Source organism: Psychromonas sp. B3M02, assembly GCF_003318165.1.
GTDB lineage: Bacteria > Pseudomonadota > Gammaproteobacteria > Enterobacterales > Psychromonadaceae > Psychromonas.
The window spans coordinates 1-17,813 of record NZ_QOCB01000058.1; the positions used below are offsets into that span (position 1 = coordinate 1).

Annotated in this window: 14 protein-coding genes; 9 read left to right on the top strand and 5 right to left on the bottom strand. The window is 38.8% G+C overall.

What is annotated here, in order from left to right:
* Positions 1-237: 237 nt before the first annotated feature.
* The 3 genes from DS885_RS07240 to rhlB form a co-directional block, all read right to left on the bottom strand.
* Positions 238-858 carry a DUF4136 domain-containing protein gene (locus DS885_RS07240; RefSeq protein ID WP_181817726.1) on the bottom strand — a complete coding sequence of 207 codons (621 nt, stop codon included), beginning with the start codon at positions 856-858 and terminating at the stop codon, positions 238-240.
* Positions 859-926: 68 nt separating this feature from the next.
* On the bottom strand, positions 927-1,844 hold the full coding sequence (locus DS885_RS07245) for a Ppx/GppA phosphatase family protein (protein WP_113818765.1): 918 nt from the start codon (positions 1,842-1,844) through the stop codon (positions 927-929).
* A gap of 1 nt (position 1,845) precedes the next feature.
* Positions 1,846-3,105: an ATP-dependent RNA helicase RhlB gene (gene rhlB, locus DS885_RS07250; RefSeq protein ID WP_113818766.1), complete on the bottom strand. Its 1,260-nt coding sequence runs from the start codon at positions 3,103-3,105 to the stop codon at positions 1,846-1,848.
* Between the two features lie 125 nt (positions 3,106-3,230).
* On the opposite strand from rhlB, the gene trxA reads away from it, so the two are divergent.
* From trxA to polA, 6 genes are all read left to right on the top strand, one after another.
* A complete protein-coding gene (gene trxA / locus DS885_RS07255; RefSeq protein WP_113818767.1) occupies positions 3,231-3,557 on the top strand; it encodes a thioredoxin TrxA in 327 nt (108 codons plus the stop codon).
* A 169-nt stretch (positions 3,558-3,726) separates the two neighbouring features.
* The gene (gene rho, locus DS885_RS07260) at positions 3,727-4,995 is read left to right on the top strand and encodes a transcription termination factor Rho (RefSeq protein WP_113818768.1); all 1,269 of its coding nucleotides are present in this window, start codon (positions 3,727-3,729) and stop codon (positions 4,993-4,995) included.
* Between the two features lie 192 nt (positions 4,996-5,187).
* Positions 5,188-6,657 (top strand): 4-hydroxy-3-polyprenylbenzoate decarboxylase, encoded by a 1,470-nt coding sequence (gene ubiD / locus DS885_RS07265; RefSeq protein WP_113818769.1) that lies wholly within the window; start codon positions 5,188-5,190, stop codon positions 6,655-6,657.
* A 62-nt stretch (positions 6,658-6,719) separates the two neighbouring features.
* Positions 6,720-7,415 (top strand): NAD(P)H-flavin reductase, encoded by a 696-nt coding sequence (gene fre / locus DS885_RS07270; RefSeq protein ID WP_113818770.1) that lies wholly within the window; start codon positions 6,720-6,722, stop codon positions 7,413-7,415.
* A gap of 202 nt (positions 7,416-7,617) precedes the next feature.
* Positions 7,618-8,727 (top strand): 1-acyl-sn-glycerol-3-phosphate acyltransferase, encoded by a 1,110-nt coding sequence (locus DS885_RS07275; protein WP_113818771.1) that lies wholly within the window; start codon positions 7,618-7,620, stop codon positions 8,725-8,727.
* Positions 8,728-9,092: 365 nt separating this feature from the next.
* A complete protein-coding gene (gene polA / locus DS885_RS07280; protein WP_113818772.1) occupies positions 9,093-11,891 on the top strand; it encodes a DNA polymerase I in 2,799 nt (932 codons plus the stop codon).
* 132 nt (positions 11,892-12,023) lie between these two features.
* Here polA and DS885_RS07285 read toward each other — a convergent pair whose 3' ends face one another.
* Positions 12,024-12,455: a transcriptional repressor gene (locus tag DS885_RS07285; RefSeq protein WP_113818773.1), complete on the bottom strand. Its 432-nt coding sequence runs from the start codon at positions 12,453-12,455 to the stop codon at positions 12,024-12,026.
* Positions 12,456-12,576: 121 nt separating this feature from the next.
* Positions 12,577-13,623 carry a helix-turn-helix domain-containing protein gene (locus DS885_RS07290; protein WP_113818774.1) on the bottom strand — a complete coding sequence of 349 codons (1,047 nt, stop codon included), beginning with the start codon at positions 13,621-13,623 and terminating at the stop codon, positions 12,577-12,579.
* 172 nt (positions 13,624-13,795) lie between these two features.
* Here DS885_RS07290 and DS885_RS07295 point away from each other — a divergent pair, with 172 nt between their 5' ends.
* The 3 genes from DS885_RS07295 to eat all read left to right on the top strand — a co-directional run bounded on the left by DS885_RS07295 (position 13,796) and on the right by eat (position 17,531).
* A complete protein-coding gene (locus DS885_RS07295; protein ID WP_113818775.1) occupies positions 13,796-15,196 on the top strand; it encodes an ethanolamine ammonia-lyase subunit EutB in 1,401 nt (466 codons plus the stop codon).
* On the top strand, positions 15,193-16,062 hold the full coding sequence (gene eutC / locus DS885_RS07300; RefSeq protein ID WP_113818776.1) for an ethanolamine ammonia-lyase subunit EutC: 870 nt from the start codon (positions 15,193-15,195) through the stop codon (positions 16,060-16,062). Before DS885_RS07295 ends, eutC begins: the two co-directional genes overlap by 4 nt.
* A gap of 77 nt (positions 16,063-16,139) precedes the next feature.
* Positions 16,140-17,531, top strand: coding sequence for an ethanolamine permease (gene eat / locus DS885_RS07305; protein ID WP_113818777.1), 1,392 nt, complete (start codon positions 16,140-16,142; stop codon positions 17,529-17,531).
* Positions 17,532-17,813 lie beyond the last annotated feature (282 nt).

A 17,813-nucleotide genomic window follows, 5' to 3' on the forward strand; every position in this document is an offset into this window, starting at 1 on the left:
GTCGTATTGTATTATTAATTTGATTGAAAAGGTTAAATAATTAACTTTTCATTAAAGAAAATATTACTTTCGTTATAAATATTAATTCGAACATTTATACTATTGTCGTAATCTGGGTATCATTAGGTAGGAAAAACGCTATTAAGCTTGTACAAGATTAACTAGATTTTTGAGATAGCAATTAAGTTAAAGCGCTTATTTTTGTAAGCATAGGATAGGCAGTGTTAGTGGTGATAATTACTCATTACATTCACCTTGATAAGGGATGCTGGCTTTTCTTATTTTTCCATTTTCTCCAGGAAAGTCAGTAAACATCGCCTCTAATAACTGTTCAAATACACCTGCCATGATTTCACACTCACCAATACTGGTGACTTGAGATTCATATACTTTGCTATTGTCTTGTGCATTGCTGATATCTAATGCTAATACACGGTTATAAGTCGTGACAATATTACTGGTTGGGCTATTAATCTTTTTATGGCGATCTCTGTGCTGGATTCGAGCGAATTTTCCGCGGTGTATTAATCTAGAGCGTGGGCGAGTATCAGGAATGGTTACAATATAGGTATTACCTTCATTAATGCCATAATCAATGGTGGCAATGTAGTCGGCTTGAGTCATGTCAGAAATAACACGGTAACCTACCGTATTGAGTTTATTTGCTATTTTTTGCTTATAACTAGCGAGCTCTAAGGAGTTGTTAGGTAGGCCTTCAGCTGTCGCGATATAAATACTACCTGTGGTGGTTAGTTGATCTTGATAAAAGGTAGTGCGAGTGGTGTCAACGCTATAGCTGCTACATGCACTGATTAGCATGATAAGTGTTAATAAAGCGGTTATTTTTATTTTTTTCATCTTCATACCCTTAACTATTACAGCGGTTAATTTCTGGTTTGTTTGGTATTGAAAAGGTGTTGCCTGAATTAATTAAATTCGCTTTGACCGTTAAACATCATGCTAATTAAACCTTCCCTTAATGCACCATTAGACAGTTGCATGTGTTGAATGTTCAAAGATTCGAATAGCGCGATAAGAATCGCTAAACCACTGGCAAAAACAGGTACTCTAGAGTCTTCTAACCCGACAATGTTGAGTTGTTCCATGGTTTTACAGGCGATGCACTGTTGTTTAATTTGTTGTAATAATTCAAAGGATAGTGAATCGCTGAGTTGCTGTGCTTGATTCACTTCATTAACAGCTTGAATAGTACCTGATGCGCCCAATGTGAGTTCCCAATCATGTTCACTGTATTGAGGTTTAACGGTAGAGATCACTTGTCGTGCGGCATTGATGGCATTGTTGAAGTTGTATTCGCTGAGTTGTTGGTCTGCAAAATAATGATTTAACCAAGTGACGCAACCAATATTCATACTATTAGCAACATGTACTTGATTGCCTTGTCCTAAAACCAGTTCAGTACTAGCACCACCAATATCGAGCACTAACAGACGCTTATCTGTTTGCTCTGTATAGGAAACGCCTTTGAAGATGGTTTTAGCTTCTTGAATACCTGAGATTAGATTAATTGGATGACCAAGTATGTTTTCAGCTACTTCAATAAACGCTTTATTATTAACGGCAATTCTTAATGCTGCAGTGGCGGTGATAAGTACTGTCACAGGTTGGATTTGGTCTAACAACAACCTAAAGTTTTCTAGGCAAGCCCATCCCCTTTGCATTGTTGTTTGATCAAGTTGTTTGTCGCCATTTAAACCAGCAGCTAAGCGTACTTTTTGCTTATGTTTTGAAACAACGTTAAAACCATTCCCTTGCTTACTGACAGTAAGCATGTGGAAGCTATTGGAGCCTAAATCAATAATGGTGTAACGCGCTGCTGTCATATTATCTTTTATGCGACCTATGATAGTTATCTTTACGGTTGTTATTAGAATGTACTTTATATTTAGTGACTTTCATAACCGGTAAAGAATCTAATAGGGAGTCTTTGTCGTATTCGCTCACTGGAATAGTATGTTTAATATATTCTTCAATAGAAGGCAAATTAAATACATATTTTTCACAAGCTAAACTGATTGCTAACCCTTTTTCGCCTGCTCGACCTGTTCGACCGATGCGATGAACGTAATCTTCACAGTCATCAGGTAGATCAAAATTGAATACATGGGACACTTTTGGAATATGCAATCCACGTGCAGCAACATCAGTAGCAATTAAAATGTCGATTTGACCTTCAGTAAATTGCTGTAAGATTTGTTCACGTTTCTTCTGTGGCACATCACCAGTTAATAACCCAGCACGATGACCGTCACCGGCAAGGTAACCCCACACTTTTTCACAAGCATGTTTAGTGTTAGCAAAGACAATTGCTTTTTCTGGCCATTCATCTTCCATTAAACTAAGTAATAACAAAATCTTATCTTCGTTTGATGGGTAGAAAAGTTCTTCTGTGATATTGGCTGAAGTCATTACTTCAGGTTCAATTTGCACATGTTCAGGGCTATTCATATGTTCAAAAGCAAGCTCTTGCACTTTATGAGATAAGGTGGCTGAGAATAATAGATTAAGTCGTTGGTCTGCCGCTGGCATGCGACGGAATAGGTAACGAATATCTTTGATAAAGCCTAAATCGAACATACGATCGGCTTCATCTAGGACAACGGCTTGGATCGATTCTAGGTTGATAACGCCTTGTTTTGCGAAATCTATAATACGACCACAAGTCCCAATTAAAATATCAACGCCTTTTTCTAGTTTGGTCTGTTGAATTTCAACTTTCTCGCCCCCATAAGCTAAACCAAGGCGCAAAGATGTTGAGTCAGCTAATGACATGGCATCTTTATGGATCTGAATCGCAAGCTCTCGAGTAGGTGCTAAAATAATAGCCCTAGGTTGGTTCTTACGGCGGTTTTCAGGTGCTTTGTTAACCAATAGGTGATGGAATACGGCAGGTAGAAACGCCAAGGTTTTACCGGTACCTGTTTGAGCTTGTCCTGCAATATCTTTACCTTGTAAGGTAATTGGCAGTGACAGCGCTTGAATAGGTGTACAGTATTCGAACCCTTTAGCGGTTAAACCTGAAAGTAGACTTGGCTCTAGAGGCAAGTCTGAAAATTTTGTTTGAGTTAGGTGTGTTTTATTCATTTGCAGAGCATAGCAGTTTATACTTGCAATAAATATTGAGATCGATTCAAATATCAAAAAATATATTTTAGTGGTGAGCATGTTATAGTAGCTTTCTATTAATAAATTCCTTTCTGGAGAGAAAAATGAGCGAAAATATCGTAACCTTAAGTGATGCAACTTTTGATGCAGACGTAATCAATGCATCTACTCCTGTGCTAGTAGATTTCTGGGCAGAGTGGTGTGGACCTTGTAAAATGATTGCACCAATCTTAAGTGAAGTTGCTGTTGAATACGCAGGTAAAGTAACTGTTGGTAAATTAAACATCGACCAAAACAGCGATACACCACCAAAATTTGGTATTCGTGGTATCCCAACTTTATTACTATTTAAAGATGGTAAAGTTGCAGCAACTAAAGTGGGTGCACTTTCAAAATCACAACTTACTGAGTTTTTAGACGCTAACGTTTAATCATTCTTTATCAGAATGAAGGTTAAGTGCAGAACACTTCATCTTCATTCTGGACAGCTTCAAATATTAATGTTACCTTTACGCTCAAATTATGAGCAATTCACAATTTACGCTATCCAAACACGTTATCTACCCTTTATCCCAAATTTAAAAAACATCAAAAACAATTATGAATCTAACCGAATTAAAAAATACTCCCGTATCTGAGCTTGTTGAGCTTGGAAGTACCATGGGGCTTGAAAATTTAGCCCGTCTAAGAAAACAAGATATTATCTTCGCAATATTGAAAGCCCATGCTAAAAGTGGTGCTGATATTTTCGGTGCTGGTGTTTTAGAGATTCTACAAGATGGTTTTGGCTTTTTGCGTAGTTCAGACAGTTCGTATTTAGCTGGTCCTGATGATATTTACATTTCTCCTAGTCAAATTCGTCGTTTTAATTTACGTACGGGTGATAGTGTAGAAGGTAAAATCAGACCGCCTAAAGAAGGCGAGCGTTACTTTGCATTATTAAAAATCATGCAAGTAAACTTCAACAAACCTGAAAACTCTCGTAATAAAATATTATTTGAAAACTTAACGCCAATTCATCCTGATGAGCGTTTACGTTTAGAGAATGGTAGTGGTAGTACAGAAGATATTACAGCGCGTATTCTTGATTTAGTTTCTCCAATCGGTAAAGGTCAACGTGGTCTAATCGTTGCACCACCAAAAGCCGGTAAAACAATGTTGTTACAAAACATTGCGCAAAGTATTTCAATTAACCACCCTGAAGCAGAACTTATTGTTCTATTAATCGATGAGCGTCCAGAAGAAGTAACAGAAATGCGTCGTTTAGTACGCGGTGAAGTAGTTGCCTCTACCTTTGATGAGCCAGCTAACCGTCACGTTCAAGTAGCAGAAATGGTTATCGAAAAAGCAAAACGTTTAGTTGAGCACAAAAAAGATGTAATCATCTTACTGGACTCTATTACTCGTTTGGCACGTGCTTACAACACAGTGATCCCAAGCTCAGGTAAAGTATTAACCGGTGGTGTAGACGCTAACGCATTACATCGTCCTAAGCGTTTCTTTGGTGCTGCACGTAATGTTGAAGAGGGTGGTAGTTTAACTATCCTAGCAACAGCACTTATCGATACCGGTTCTAAAATGGATGAAGTTATCTATGAAGAATTTAAAGGTACGGGTAACTCTGAGATTCACTTAAACCGTAAGCTCGCTGAAAAACGTGTTTACCCTGCGATTGATATTACTCGCTCAGGTACGCGTCGTGAAGAATTGCTAACTAAAGCTGACGAATTACAACGTATGTGGATTTTACGTAAGATTGTTCATCCAATGGGTGAAATCGGCGCAACAGAATTCATGATTGATAAGCTTGGTTTAAGTAAAACAAATGATGATTTCTTTGAAGCAATGAAGAATCAGAAAGCTAAATAGTTTTATATAATAAAATAAAACAACAACGCTACTTAGGTAGCGTTTTTTTTATCTTAAATAACTGAACTAAAGTACTTTTATCAGCGTAAATTATATTTGTATTTTTACAGTTAATTAGTATAAACAACAGTTCATTAGTTTAATTGGTATAACGATGCTTCTCTTCTCTAGAAGCGAGGTTAAGTAGGTAAAATGAAGTTTGATGATTTACGTGATTTTTTAGATCAGCTAGAAGAAAAAGGGTTATTAAAGCGTATTAGCCAAGAGATCGATCCGAATTTAGAGATGACTGAAATCTCCGATCGTACTTTGCGTGCTGGGGGCCCTGCTTTATTATTTGAAAACCCAAAAGGGCATGATACGCCGGTACTCACCAATCTATTTGGTACGCCTGAACGTGTTGCATTAGCCATGGGCAAAGAAAAGGTCAGTGAACTACGTGAAGTGGGTGAATGGTTAGCTTACTTAAAAGAGCCTGAGCCACCTAAAGGTGTGAAGGCGATGTGGGAAAAGCTGCCGATCTTCAAACAAGTGCTGAATATGCCAACTAAGCGTGTTAAATCACCTGCTTGTCAGGAAGTGGTGATGGAAGGTGATGATGTTGATTTAACTAAACTGCCGATCATGAAGTGTTGGCCTGGTGATGTAGCACCGCTGATCACCTGGGGTTTGACTATTACTCGTGGTCCTTATAAAAAACGCCAAAATTTAGGTATCTACCGTCAGCAATTAATCTCTAAAAATAAAATTATTATGCGTTGGTTATCACACCGTGGTGGTGCCATTGATTACCGTGAATGGGTGGAAGCAAATCCAGGCAAACCATTCCCTGTAAGTGTTGCCTTGGGTGCTGACCCTGCCACTATTTTAGGGGCTGTGACACCTGTACCAGATACTTTATCTGAATATGCCTTTGCTGGTCTCTTACGTGGTTCAAGAACCAAAGTCGCGACGGGGTTAAGCAATGATTTAGATGTCCCAGCTACTGCTGAAATTATCTTGGAAGGATACTTAATGCCAGGTGAAGAAGCACCTGAAGGTCCTTATGGAGATCATACTGGTTATTACAATGAAGTGGATGATTTCCAAGTGATGACAGTGACGCATGTCACTACCCGAAAAGATCCTATTTACCACAGTACTTATACTGGTCGCCCACCTGATGAACCAGCTATTTTAGGCGTAGCATTAAATGAGGTCTTTGTACCGATCATTAAGAAGCAATTTCCTGAGATTGTGGACTTTTATTTACCACCAGAAGGTTGCTCATATCGTATGGCGGTGGTCTCCATGAAGAAGAGTTACCCTGGACATGCAAAACGTGTGATGTTGGGCATTTGGTCCTTCCTGCGTCAGTTTATGTACACCAAGTTCATTATTGTATGTGATGATGATGTTAACGTACGTGATTGGAATGATGTGATCTGGGCGATAACAACACGTATGGATCCAAGTCGTGACACCACTATGGTAGAGAATACACCCATCGATTACTTAGATTTTGCCTCTCCTGTGTCAGGATTAGGCTCAAAAATGGGCTTGGATGCTACTAACAAATGGCCGGGTGAAACCACACGAGAGTGGGGCGAGCCTATTGTCATGGATAAAGACGTTAAAGAAAAAATAGATGGTCTTTGGAATGACCTAGATATTTTGTCATAATACTATTTTAATCAAGCTATCGAACCGTTAGATATTGTTAGCCAATAATAAAAGAGAAAAGAATGCCACAAGTTACCTGTAATGTTGCTTCAATCGAGAAGTTAAATGCGTTTTTATACCGTATATTTTTAGCCCCTACGAAAGCTGTCTCTTTTAAAGCGGGACAATATGTATCAGTGATCATGGGAGAGGGCGATAAACGTCATTTTTCGATTGCTAACACACCATCAAGTGAGTTGGTTGAATTGCATATTGGTGCAACACCCGATAATAAATATGCAATGCAAGTGGTTGAAAAAATGCAGTCAGGTGAGCCTGTGGAAGTTGAAATTGCCAATGGTGCTGCTTATTTGCGTGAAGAGTCCACTCGCCCGATTATTTTAATGGCTGGCGGTACAGGTTTCTCTTACGTGAAATCAATTCTAGAGCAAATTGTAGAGGCGAACTTAGAAAACCCTGTTTACCTATACTGGGGCGTTAAAGAGTACTCACATTTCTATTTTGAAGATCAAGCTAAAAGCTGGTCAGAAGAGCATAATAATATCCACTTCCACCCAGTAGTTGAACTACCAGAGGAAGATTGGTTAGGCAAACATGGTTATGTACACCAGGCTGTTTTAGACGAGTTTGAAGACCTATCTGAGTTCGATATCTATATTGTTGGCCGTTTTGAAATGGCTAAAGTGGCGCGCGAAGACTTCATTAAGCGCGGTGCAGTTATCGATAATATCTATGGTGATGCGTTCGCTTTCATCTAGTTTGTAGCTATTTCCTTGCCTATTCTCATATAGGTAGGGGAAATATCTTGCTAGCATTTATAAATACAATCTTCAAAAGCGTGCATTAGGCCTTGTTTAGGTTATAAAACAAGCAATAATAGCTGTATATTCGTTTAAATCTCCTCGCTGTTAGGCTGAAAAGCATGTAAAATGCGCCATCCATTTTCTAGAGAATCATAATATGCCAACTAACATTGATAAATTTAGTGATATTCGTCCCTATAATGACCAAGAGATACAACCAGCTATCAAACGTGTCATCAATAGCGAAGAATTTATGGACGCTATTTTAAGCTTCCGTTTTCCTAAGTTATCTAAGTGTTTAGGGTTTGTGATTAAGCCTCTATTACGTCGTTATTTCCTCTATAAATGGGGCAGTATCGATAGCATTGATAAAATGCAGAAAGTGGTGGGTGTGTATATGCAACATATGATCGATTCTACCACCACTAAATTCACTTATTCTGGCTTAGAAAATTTAGATCCTGAACAAAATTACTTATTTGTTTCTAATCATCGTGATATCGCAATGGACCCATCTTTTGTTAACTGGGCGCTTTTCACTGAAAACTTCCACACGGTACGTATTGCAATTGGCGATAACTTATTAAGTAAACCTTTTGTTTCAGACCTGATGCGCATGAACAAAAGTTTTATCGTAAAACGTTCTGTGACGGGTGTACGTGAAATGATGAAGTCATTATCGACCTTATCTGATTACATCAGTACTTCGTTAAAATTCGATAGTAGTATCTGGATTGCCCAAAAAGAGGGTAGAGCAAAGGATGGTTTTGATAAAACCGACCCAGCGATCATTAAAATGTTTTACGTAAACGGTAAAAAACAAAAAATTCCTTTTGATGAATACATTAAGTCATTAAATATTGTACCTGTTGCGGTTTCTTATGAGTTAGACCCATGTGACCAGCAAAAAGCACGTGAGTTATATGAGTTGTCTGAATCTGGTGAGTACAATAAAGGGCAGTTTGAAGATATCGAAAGTATCGTTAGTGGCATTATCGGTCAAAAAGGTCACGTACATGTAGCCTTTGGTCAGCCATTAAGCGGTGATTTTGAAAATGCCGAACAAGTGGCTGAAGAGATTGATACCCAAATCTATCGAAACTATTACTTACACCCATCTAACTTAATTGCTGCGCAACAAGATGTTGATAACCTTTCTGCTAAAGATATCGCCGCATTCAAAGCGCGTATTCAAGCAATTCCTCCAGAGTTACAGGAAACAGTATTAAAAATGTATGCCAACCCTGTTGGTCATTTTACTAGCTAAAAAGCGTTTTAATTAAACTGAATTAGGTAGATATCCCATTTGTTATGCACATTTAACATTTTGTTAAATGTGCATTTTTCGCGTGTCCGACTGTTTTATCTATTTGATATTTAAGTGTTATTTTTTATTTTTTGTTGTGGGTCAAATTTTAAATAAAATAGTTAACAGAGTTATCCACAGATGTTTATACAGCGAAAGTGAATGTCCACTTACCTTTTAACCACCTCGTAGACTGCTCTTTATTTTCTGTATTTACTCTTTAATCTATTTTTCTTGTTTAATTGCAGAATATCCAAAAACGAGGTCACTATTTTGAAGCGTGATAGGTATACTATCTACCCGTTTTATTTGATTGGTAGTTATCTATGGCTGTAGTTCCTGAAAATCCTTTTGTGCTGGTTGACGGCTCTTCGTACTTATATCGTGCATTCTTCTCTCCTCCACACTTAACTAACTCTGCTGGTGAAGCGACTGGTGCTGTGTATGGTGTGGTTAACATGTTGCAAAGTTTGTTAAAGCAATTTAGCCCAACACACATAGTGGTAGTGTTTGATGCAAAAGGAAAAACCTTCCGTGATGACATGTATGCAGAATACAAAGCAAACAGACCAAGCATGCCCGATGATTTACGAAGTCAAATTGAGCCTTTACATGCAGTAATCAAAGCGATGGGGTTACCAATATTAACGGTACCTGGTGTAGAAGCCGATGATGTTATTGGTACATTAGCCTTACAAGCGAGTAAAAAAGGGATTAAAACCCTGATCAGCACTGGCGATAAAGACATGGCGCAGTTAGTTGATGAGAATACTTATCTTATCAATACCATGACTGATACTGTACTTGATGTGCCTGGTGTGAATGAAAAATTTGGTATTCCACCGGAAATGATCATCGATTACTTAGCGTTAATGGGTGATAAGGTTGATAATATTCCTGGTGTACCTGGCGTTGGCGAAAAAACTGCTTTAGCAATGTTACAAGGTCTAGGTAACATGGATACCATCTATGAAAACCTAGATAAATTAGCGCCATTAGGCTTCCGTGGTAGTAAAACCATGGCCAAAAAGATGCAAGAAAATGAAGCCATGGCTCGTTTATCCTATCAACTTGCTACGATTAAATTAGATGTGGAATTAGAAGTAGGTCATGATGATTTTAAACCAATTCCACAAGACACTGATGAGCTGATTAAGTTATTTGGTAAGCTTGAATTTAAACGTTGGTTAGCCGCCTTATTATCGGGCGATAACTTAGTGGCTAAAGCCTCTTCAGGCCAAGAAAGCCAAGCTAACCCTGCCTTTGTTGCTGCGAAATCTATGGTTGACCGCGATAGTTACAAAACTATCTACACAAAAGGTCAATTACTGCAGTGGATTAAGAAATTAAAACAAGCGGATATCTTTGCTTTTGACACTGAAACAACTAGCTTAGATTACATGCAAGCTAAGATTGTCGGTTTATCTTTTGCGATTCAAACCAATGTTGGCGAGGAAGCTGACCCAATCATTGAAGCGGCATACTTGCCATTAACACACGATTATATCGATGCACCTGCACAGTTAGATTTAACTGACACATTGGCTTTATTAGAGCCAGTTTTATCATCAGAAGAGTACAAAAAAGTAGGTCAAAATTTAAAGTATGACCGCAGTGTATTACTGAATCACGGTATTACGCTAGGCGGTATTGCTTTTGATACTATGCTCGAATCCTATGTGTTAGATAGTACAGGTAAGCATGATATGGATACCTTAGCGCTAAAATACCTAGGCCATAAATGTATTAGCTTTGAAGATATTGCGGGTAAAGGTAAAAAACAGCTGACCTTTAATCAAATTGCAATTAAAGAAGCCGCACCTTATGCTGCTGAAGATGCTGATATCACGTTACGTTTGCACCTTGAATTACAAAGCCGCTTACAGGATACGCCTGAGTTATTAACTGTATTGAATGAGATTGAGATGCCGTTATTAACCGTACTTTCAGATATTGAAAGAGGTGGTGTTGAAATTGATAGCGAATTATTAAAAGTACAGAGTACTGAAATTGCGAAGCGTTTATTAGAGTTAGAAGAGCTAGCATACGAAGAAGCAGGTAAACCGTTTAACTTAAGCTCGCCAAAACAGTTACAAACGATTCTATTTGAAGAATTAAATATTCCGGTGATCAAGAAAACACCAAAAGGTGCTCCTTCAACAGCGGAAGAAGTATTACAAGAGTTAGCGCTTACTTACCCATTACCTAAGTTAATTATAGAGCACCGTGGATTAAGTAAACTGAAATCAACGTATACAGATAAGCTACCATTAATGGTTAATGAAGAAACAGGTCGCCTTCATACTTCATACCATCAAGCGGTGACAGTGACAGGTCGTTTATCATCAAGCGATCCAAATTTACAAAACATTCCAATTCGTAGCAGTGAAGGTCGTCGTATTCGCCAAGCTTTTATTGCGCAACCGGGTTATAAAATTGTGGCTGCCGATTACAGCCAAATTGAATTACGTATTATGGCGCATTTATCGCAAGATGAAGGTTTATTAACGGCATTCTCAACGGGTAAAGATATCCATAAAGCAACGGCCGCTGAAGTTTTCTCAGTTTCACTTGATGATGTCACTGTAGACCAACGCCGTAGCGCTAAAGCAATTAACTTTGGTTTAATTTACGGCATGAGCGCTTTTGGTTTAGCCAAGCAATTAAATATTGGTCGCCAAGAAGCACAAACCTATATGGACCGTTACTTTAGCCGTTACCCAGCTGTGTTAACTTACATGGAAGACACGCGTTTATTAGCGAATGAAAAAGCTTATGTAGAAACGATTTTTGGTCGTCGTCTACAGTTGCCTAACATTAACGCTAAAAACGGTATGTTAAAGAAAGCAGCGGAACGTGCAGCGATTAATGCACCAATGCAAGGTACAGCTGCTGATATTATCAAAAAAGCGATGATTGATATGGCAGAGTGGGTAAAACAGAAGCCACAGGGGAGCGTACAAATCTTAATGCAAGTGCACGATGAATTGGTGTTTGCAATTAAAGAAGAGCTTGTTGAAACTTACACAAAAGAGATTCAAACGATTATGGCTGGTGCTGCTAAGTTAGACGTGCCACTGATTGCAGATGCAGATGTTGGCGATAATTGGGATGAAGCTCATTAAACTAACAAATTGGTTTTGCTTAATTTGTGAACTAATTATAAATTGTCATGACTAATTACTGAAGATAGCGATTTCATAACATCTTCCCTGTTTCCCTCAATATGTATCCGTGTATTGAGGGTTTTTTTTGCCTTATGAAACACAACTCTCGCACACACCGTGCGCTTCTAATACTTTATTAGTGATATTAAACCCAAATTGCGATGCTTTATTTGAAAAAGCGTCATCAATGCTAGGATCACTCAGTTCAATCACACACTTACATTTATCACAAATCAATAGCTGCATAGGGTGTTCGCAACCAAGATGACAGCACATCAAATAAGCATTCAAAGACTCAATGCGATGAATAAAGTGGTTTTCTAGTAAGAATTCTAGAGCACGATAGATAGTGGGGGGCTTAGCTTTACTGTCAGTTTTTTGTAACTGTTCTAACAACTCATAGGCAGTAATTGCACCTTGGTGTTCAGCCATCAATGTAAACACTTGTTGGCGAACTGGAGTAAAGCGTACATTGTTTGACTTACAAATGTCGATCGCACGAGCGAGTAAAGGATGAGACATAATAACTACTTCTATCGGTAAAATTAGTCATCATAATAACATAGCGTTAGCAGATTGAAGTACTCAATTCGGATGTTAATTGACCTACTTCTTTTTTAATAATGAAGCGCTTAGGATTTATCTACAGTGCTGTCGGTGTTGCTTGGCTAATCACCGGGTGATGGTAGTGACCTGCACGTTGAATTGTTTGCGTTGGTGTTTCTCCAAATAACTCTTTGTAATAAGCATTAAAAGTACTGATATGAAAGAAGCCAAAGTTCAACGCAAGGTCGGCAATGCTATGTTGATTATCTTCACTTAATAAAACTCTTCTTATCTCATTCAAACGACAATCTCTAATATACTGAATAGGGGAAACGCCAAAGCCTTGCTCAAAACAATATTGTAATGTTCTACGACTGACATTGCTGATTTGACATAATTCAGTGATGGTAAGAGGGTAGTTACCTGTTTCTTGAATATATTCAGTGATATCAGTGATCACTCGTTGTGCTGTTTGTTGAGAAACACTCACCTGATGTTGTTGGTATTCGGTTTGGGTTAATAAGTCAGCCACCTTTGAAGTGATTAGCGGTGTTAAATGCTTTACTCGCTCAGGGGTTTTATTATCGAGTAAATGCATACTGCCAGTGGGCGAGTTGTTGTTGCCTAATAGTAAGCTGATCAGTTTCGCTAATTCGTAACTCACATAAGGGGTTGCTTTAGAAACTTGTAAGTGTGTACTTTTATTTTGCCAAAGGTCGTAATCAGCCCCGATCATTTCAGTATCTAAACTATGTTTATTGATCACTAGCCCATAAATATGGAAGTCAGGCGGTGTGATTAACTCAAATTCAATTCCTGAAGGGCGTGTCATTATTTGCCCTGCTAACACGTCACTATTATTGATTTTAGGGCGTTGTGTTTGTAAGGAAAAACCTAACCATAAATTATCGTCTTTTACACAACACTGTTGTTGTAAGGTGCGATTAGTAAACTCTTCAAAAAAGTGTACGCCCCCTAATGTTAATTCATCTAAGTATCCGCTAAATAAACCATTGCTATGTTGGTTATAGCGCTGTTCCCATTGTCGTAAACTTTCTGCCTGTTGATTAACATCAAAGGTAAAGGATTTGCACCGCTCTAGTGCAGAGGTGGTATTAACTTGGTGCTGCTTGAGAAATGTCATTTTACCGCCTCCTTTTTAACTGCATTAATATGATGCGGTTTTTATTTAACTTATTGTTTTGTATTTGTTTTTTTTGTTGCGCAATTGCGTTATTTAGTTGGAACACTCTTCGCAACTACTACTTTATATTGAGTGCAAAGTTTGCGCCTAATTTTATTTTGAGGTACTAGAAATGTCCAATTATCGCTATCAGCTTGGTAGTCACCTTTATCAATTTGAGAGTTTAGCAGACTTAATGGCTAAGGCTTCCCCAATGCGATCCGGTGACCAGTTAGCTGGAGTAGCAGCATTATCTGCAGAACAACGTGCCGTCGCACAAATGTTATTGGCTGAGTTACCATTAAAAACCTTTCTTCAAGAAATGCTTATCCCCTATGAGCAAGATGAAATAACTCGACTGATTATCGATGAGCATGATGCGACTGCTTTTTCTGAAATATCGCACCTTACTGTGGGTGACTTTCGCAATTGGTTATTACAAGAGAGTACTACAGAGGCAGATTTTGCGCGCATTCGTGCTGGTTTAACGCCTGAAATGGTGGCTGCAGTGAGTAAAATCATGCGTAACCAAGACCTTATTTTAGTGGCGAAAAAGTGCAACATCATTACTCAATTTAGAAATACCATCGGTTTGCCTGGTCACTTATCAACACGCTTACAACCTAATCACCCTACCGATGATGTCAGCGGCATCGCGGCGACTATTTTTGATGGATTGATGTATGGCAATGGTGATGCTGTATTAGGGATTAATCCTGCTACAGATAGTGTTTCACAGGCTGTGAAATTAATGAAGTTGATGGATGATGTGATTCAGCATTATGAGGTCCCAACACAATCTTGTGTATTAACGCATGTAACAAATACCATCGAAGCGATTGAACTTGGTGCACCTGTTGATCTGGTTTTTCAATCTATTGGTGGCACTGAAGCAACTAACCAAGGCTTTGGCGTTAATCTCAATGTGTTAGATGAAGCACATCAAGCTGCATTAGAGCTCAAACGTGGCACGGTAGGTGATAACTTAATGTATTTTGAGACTGGACAAGGTAGTGCGTTATCTGCCAATGGTCATCACGGTGTTGATCAGCAAACCTGTGAAACACGCGCTTATGCAGTTGCACGTAAATTTAAACCATTACTTGTTAATACAGTGGTTGGTTTTATTGGCCCAGAATACTTGTTTGATGGAAAACAGATTATCCGTGCTGGATTAGAAGATCATTTCTGTGGAAAATTATTAGGTTTACCAATGGGGTGCGATATCTGTTACACCAATCATGCCTATGCAGATCAGAACGATATGGATAATTTACTGACCCTATTAGGTGTTGCTGAATGTTCTTTCATCATGGGCATTCCAGGCTCTGACGATATTATGTTGAATTATCAGACTACCTCTTTTCACGATGCCTTATATGCGCGCCAAGCATTAGGGTTACGTCCTGCGCCTGAGTTTGACCAGTGGCTTAAAAAGATGCAAATCTCCCCTGAAAATAACGCGACTCAGTTAAGTAATACGCTACCAGATAGCTTTGCTAAACCTCTGAATCTGATTAAGGAGTTGTCATGAGCAAACCTAATTCAACGGATCAGGCAAAACATTCACATAGTGTCCACCAAGACCCTTGGGCTAAGTTACGTCAATTCACTGATGCACGTATCGGGTTAGGTCGCGCAGGCACTAGTTTACCAACCTCTGAATTATTACGTTTTCAACTCTCTCACGCACAGGCGATTGATGCCGTTCATGTGCCTTTGGATGTTGATAAATTATCAGCGCAATTTGCACAATCTGACACATTGGCCACTTATTTACCGATTCAGCGTTTACACAGTAAAGCGGCTAATCGTATGGAGTATTTGCAACGCCCTGATTTAGGTCGTCAGTTAGATAAACCTTCTATTGAGCGTTTAGAAGCACTGAGTGGCGAAGCTTATGATCTGGTATTTGTGTTAGCCGATGGTTTGTCCTCCTATGCTATTAGTCATCATGCTAAAGCTTTCGTTGAACTGTTTATTAGTCGCTTACAAGAAGAATCTCCTCAACCATTAAAAATTGCCCCTATCTGCGTAGTGCAACAAGGGCGAGTCGCCGTTGGTGATGATGTCTGCGAGGCGTTAAATGCTAAGCAAGTGGTATTACTGATTGGTGAACGTCCTGGATTGAGTTCGCCTGACAGTATGGGATTGTATTTAACTTGGGGGGCACAACGCGGCATGGAAGACTCGATGCGTAATTGCATTTCAAATATAAGACCTGAAGGGCTTAAATATCAGGCGGCAGTACATAAGAGTATTTATTTACTTAATGAGTCTCGTCGACTGTCTTTAACTGGTGTGAACTTAAAAGACAGATCCGAAGATTCATTAATAGAAACAGAGCAAACACAGCATTTTAGCTTGACCAATTTACCTTCAAGCGATGATAAAAGTTAGCACCAACCTATGCTTACAAAACATAACAACAAACATTTAATTATAATAATTTAACTACTAAAAAAGGAAGTACTACTATGTCTACTAATCAAGAATATCTTGCTCAAAGGCAATTAAAAAAAGGAGCAGCTGGATGGATCTTGCTTGCAGGTTTGGGGGTTTCATACGTTATCTCTGGTGATTTTGCAGGGTGGAACTTTGGTATCGCCCAAGCTGGGTGGGGTGGTTTTGTTATCGCCGCTGTATTAATGGGCGTGATGTACTTAACACTAGTATTATCTTTAGCTGAAATGTCAGCTGCAATACCAGCGGCAGGTGGCGGTTACAGTTTTGCTCGCCAAGCAATGGGACCGGCTGGTGGTTATCTCACCGGGTTAGCAGTATTGATTGAATATACATTGGCACCTGCTGCGATTGTTATCTTTATTGGATCATCAGTGAACGAGCTTTTAGGTTTTGATGGACCGATTGTTTATGCTTTGTTTTATCTAGCCTTTATCGGTATTCATATCTTTGGTGCTGGTGAAGCGTTAAAAGTGATGATGGTGATCAGTGCATTAGCGGTATTAGCGATTATTGCTACAGGCGTGGTGTTATTACCTGAGTTTGATACAAATAACTTATTTGATATTGAACCATTAATTGGTGGGACTGACTTCTTACCAATGGGTTATTACGGTGTGTGGGCTGCATTGCCTTTTGCAATGTGGTTATTCCTTGCTGTTGAAGGTGTACCGCTAGCCGCTGAAGAAGCAAAAGATCCAGCGAAAGATGTACCAAAAGGCATTATCGCTGCCATGATCTTCTTATTATGTACTGCAATATTAGTCGTTGTATTAGTAGCTGGCGCTGCTGGAGCACAAGTGACTGCAGGTAGTGCGGTACCGTTAGTTGATGCCCTAAATATGACAGGTAACCCAAATGTTGCGACTATGGTTAATGTATTAGGTTTAGCGGGTTTAATTGCTTCATTCTTCTCAATTATCTACGGTTACAGCCGTTTAGTGTTTGCACTGTCTCGTGCAGGTTACTTGTCACAAAAACTATCATTAACCAGTAAACGTAAAGTACCTGTTCGTTCACTTATATTTCCTGGCATTTTAGGGTTTTTATTATCGTTAACAGGTGAAGGCGATTTAATGTTGTCAATGGCAGTGGTTGGTGCAACGGTTTCTTATGCCATGATGTCAGGTAGTCATATCTTATTACGCATCAAACAACCGGGTTTAGCACGTCCATATAAAACACCGGGTGGTGTGGTCACGTCTGGTATCTCGTTTGTATTATCACTAGTCGCATTAACCGGTGTTTATGCTTACGACGTAAGAGCGTTTTACTTCACGCTAGTTTTATTTGTAATCGGTATGCTGTATTACGCATTTATTGGTCGTAATAACCTCGTTGCTAAGTCTGCTGAAGAAGAGTTCGCGTTATTATCTCAAGCTGAAAATGAATTAGCCGCTAGTTAATACTTATATTGCTGTTTTAATATTCAAAGCCCACCACTCTTGGTGGGTTTTTTTGATCTTTCTGTACTTATACCAATCATAGTAAGTAACTGATCTATTTTACTTGTTAAAACAACTTATTTTTTCGTTGTAAGTTTCGCATAGGGAACAACCATTTACATCAACTTACGCCTCAAACTAAGCCATTTTTCCGGCGCAAAATTTAGATCAGTTATTTAATACAATTGGTATTAGCCACAAACTCACGGGAAACTATAATGATGAAACATTTAATTGTAGGGT

Excerpts from the sequence above, each read along its gene's own strand:
- DS885_RS07240 (WP_181817726.1), bottom strand. The coding sequence starts at position 858 with ATGAAAAAAATAAAAATAACCGCTTTATTAACACTTATCATGCTAATC.
- DS885_RS07245 (WP_113818765.1), bottom strand. The coding sequence starts at position 1,844 with ATGACAGCAGCGCGTTACACCATTATTGATTTAGGCTCCAATAGCTTC.
- rhlB (WP_113818766.1), bottom strand. The coding sequence starts at position 3,105 with ATGAATAAAACACACCTAACTCAAACAAAATTTTCAGACTTGCCTCTA.
- trxA (WP_113818767.1), top strand. The coding sequence starts at position 3,231 with ATGAGCGAAAATATCGTAACCTTAAGTGATGCAACTTTTGATGCAGAC.
- rho (WP_113818768.1), top strand. The coding sequence starts at position 3,727 with ATGAATCTAACCGAATTAAAAAATACTCCCGTATCTGAGCTTGTTGAG.
- ubiD (WP_113818769.1), top strand. The coding sequence starts at position 5,188 with ATGAAGTTTGATGATTTACGTGATTTTTTAGATCAGCTAGAAGAAAAA.
- fre (WP_113818770.1), top strand. The coding sequence starts at position 6,720 with ATGCCACAAGTTACCTGTAATGTTGCTTCAATCGAGAAGTTAAATGCG.
- DS885_RS07275 (WP_113818771.1), top strand. The coding sequence starts at position 7,618 with ATGCCAACTAACATTGATAAATTTAGTGATATTCGTCCCTATAATGAC.
- polA (WP_113818772.1), top strand. The coding sequence starts at position 9,093 with ATGGCTGTAGTTCCTGAAAATCCTTTTGTGCTGGTTGACGGCTCTTCG.
- DS885_RS07285 (WP_113818773.1), bottom strand. The coding sequence starts at position 12,455 with ATGTCTCATCCTTTACTCGCTCGTGCGATCGACATTTGTAAGTCAAAC.
- DS885_RS07290 (WP_113818774.1), bottom strand. The coding sequence starts at position 13,623 with ATGACATTTCTCAAGCAGCACCAAGTTAATACCACCTCTGCACTAGAG.
- DS885_RS07295 (WP_113818775.1), top strand. The coding sequence starts at position 13,796 with ATGTCCAATTATCGCTATCAGCTTGGTAGTCACCTTTATCAATTTGAG.
- eutC (WP_113818776.1), top strand. The coding sequence starts at position 15,193 with ATGAGCAAACCTAATTCAACGGATCAGGCAAAACATTCACATAGTGTC.
- eat (WP_113818777.1), top strand. The coding sequence starts at position 16,140 with ATGTCTACTAATCAAGAATATCTTGCTCAAAGGCAATTAAAAAAAGGA.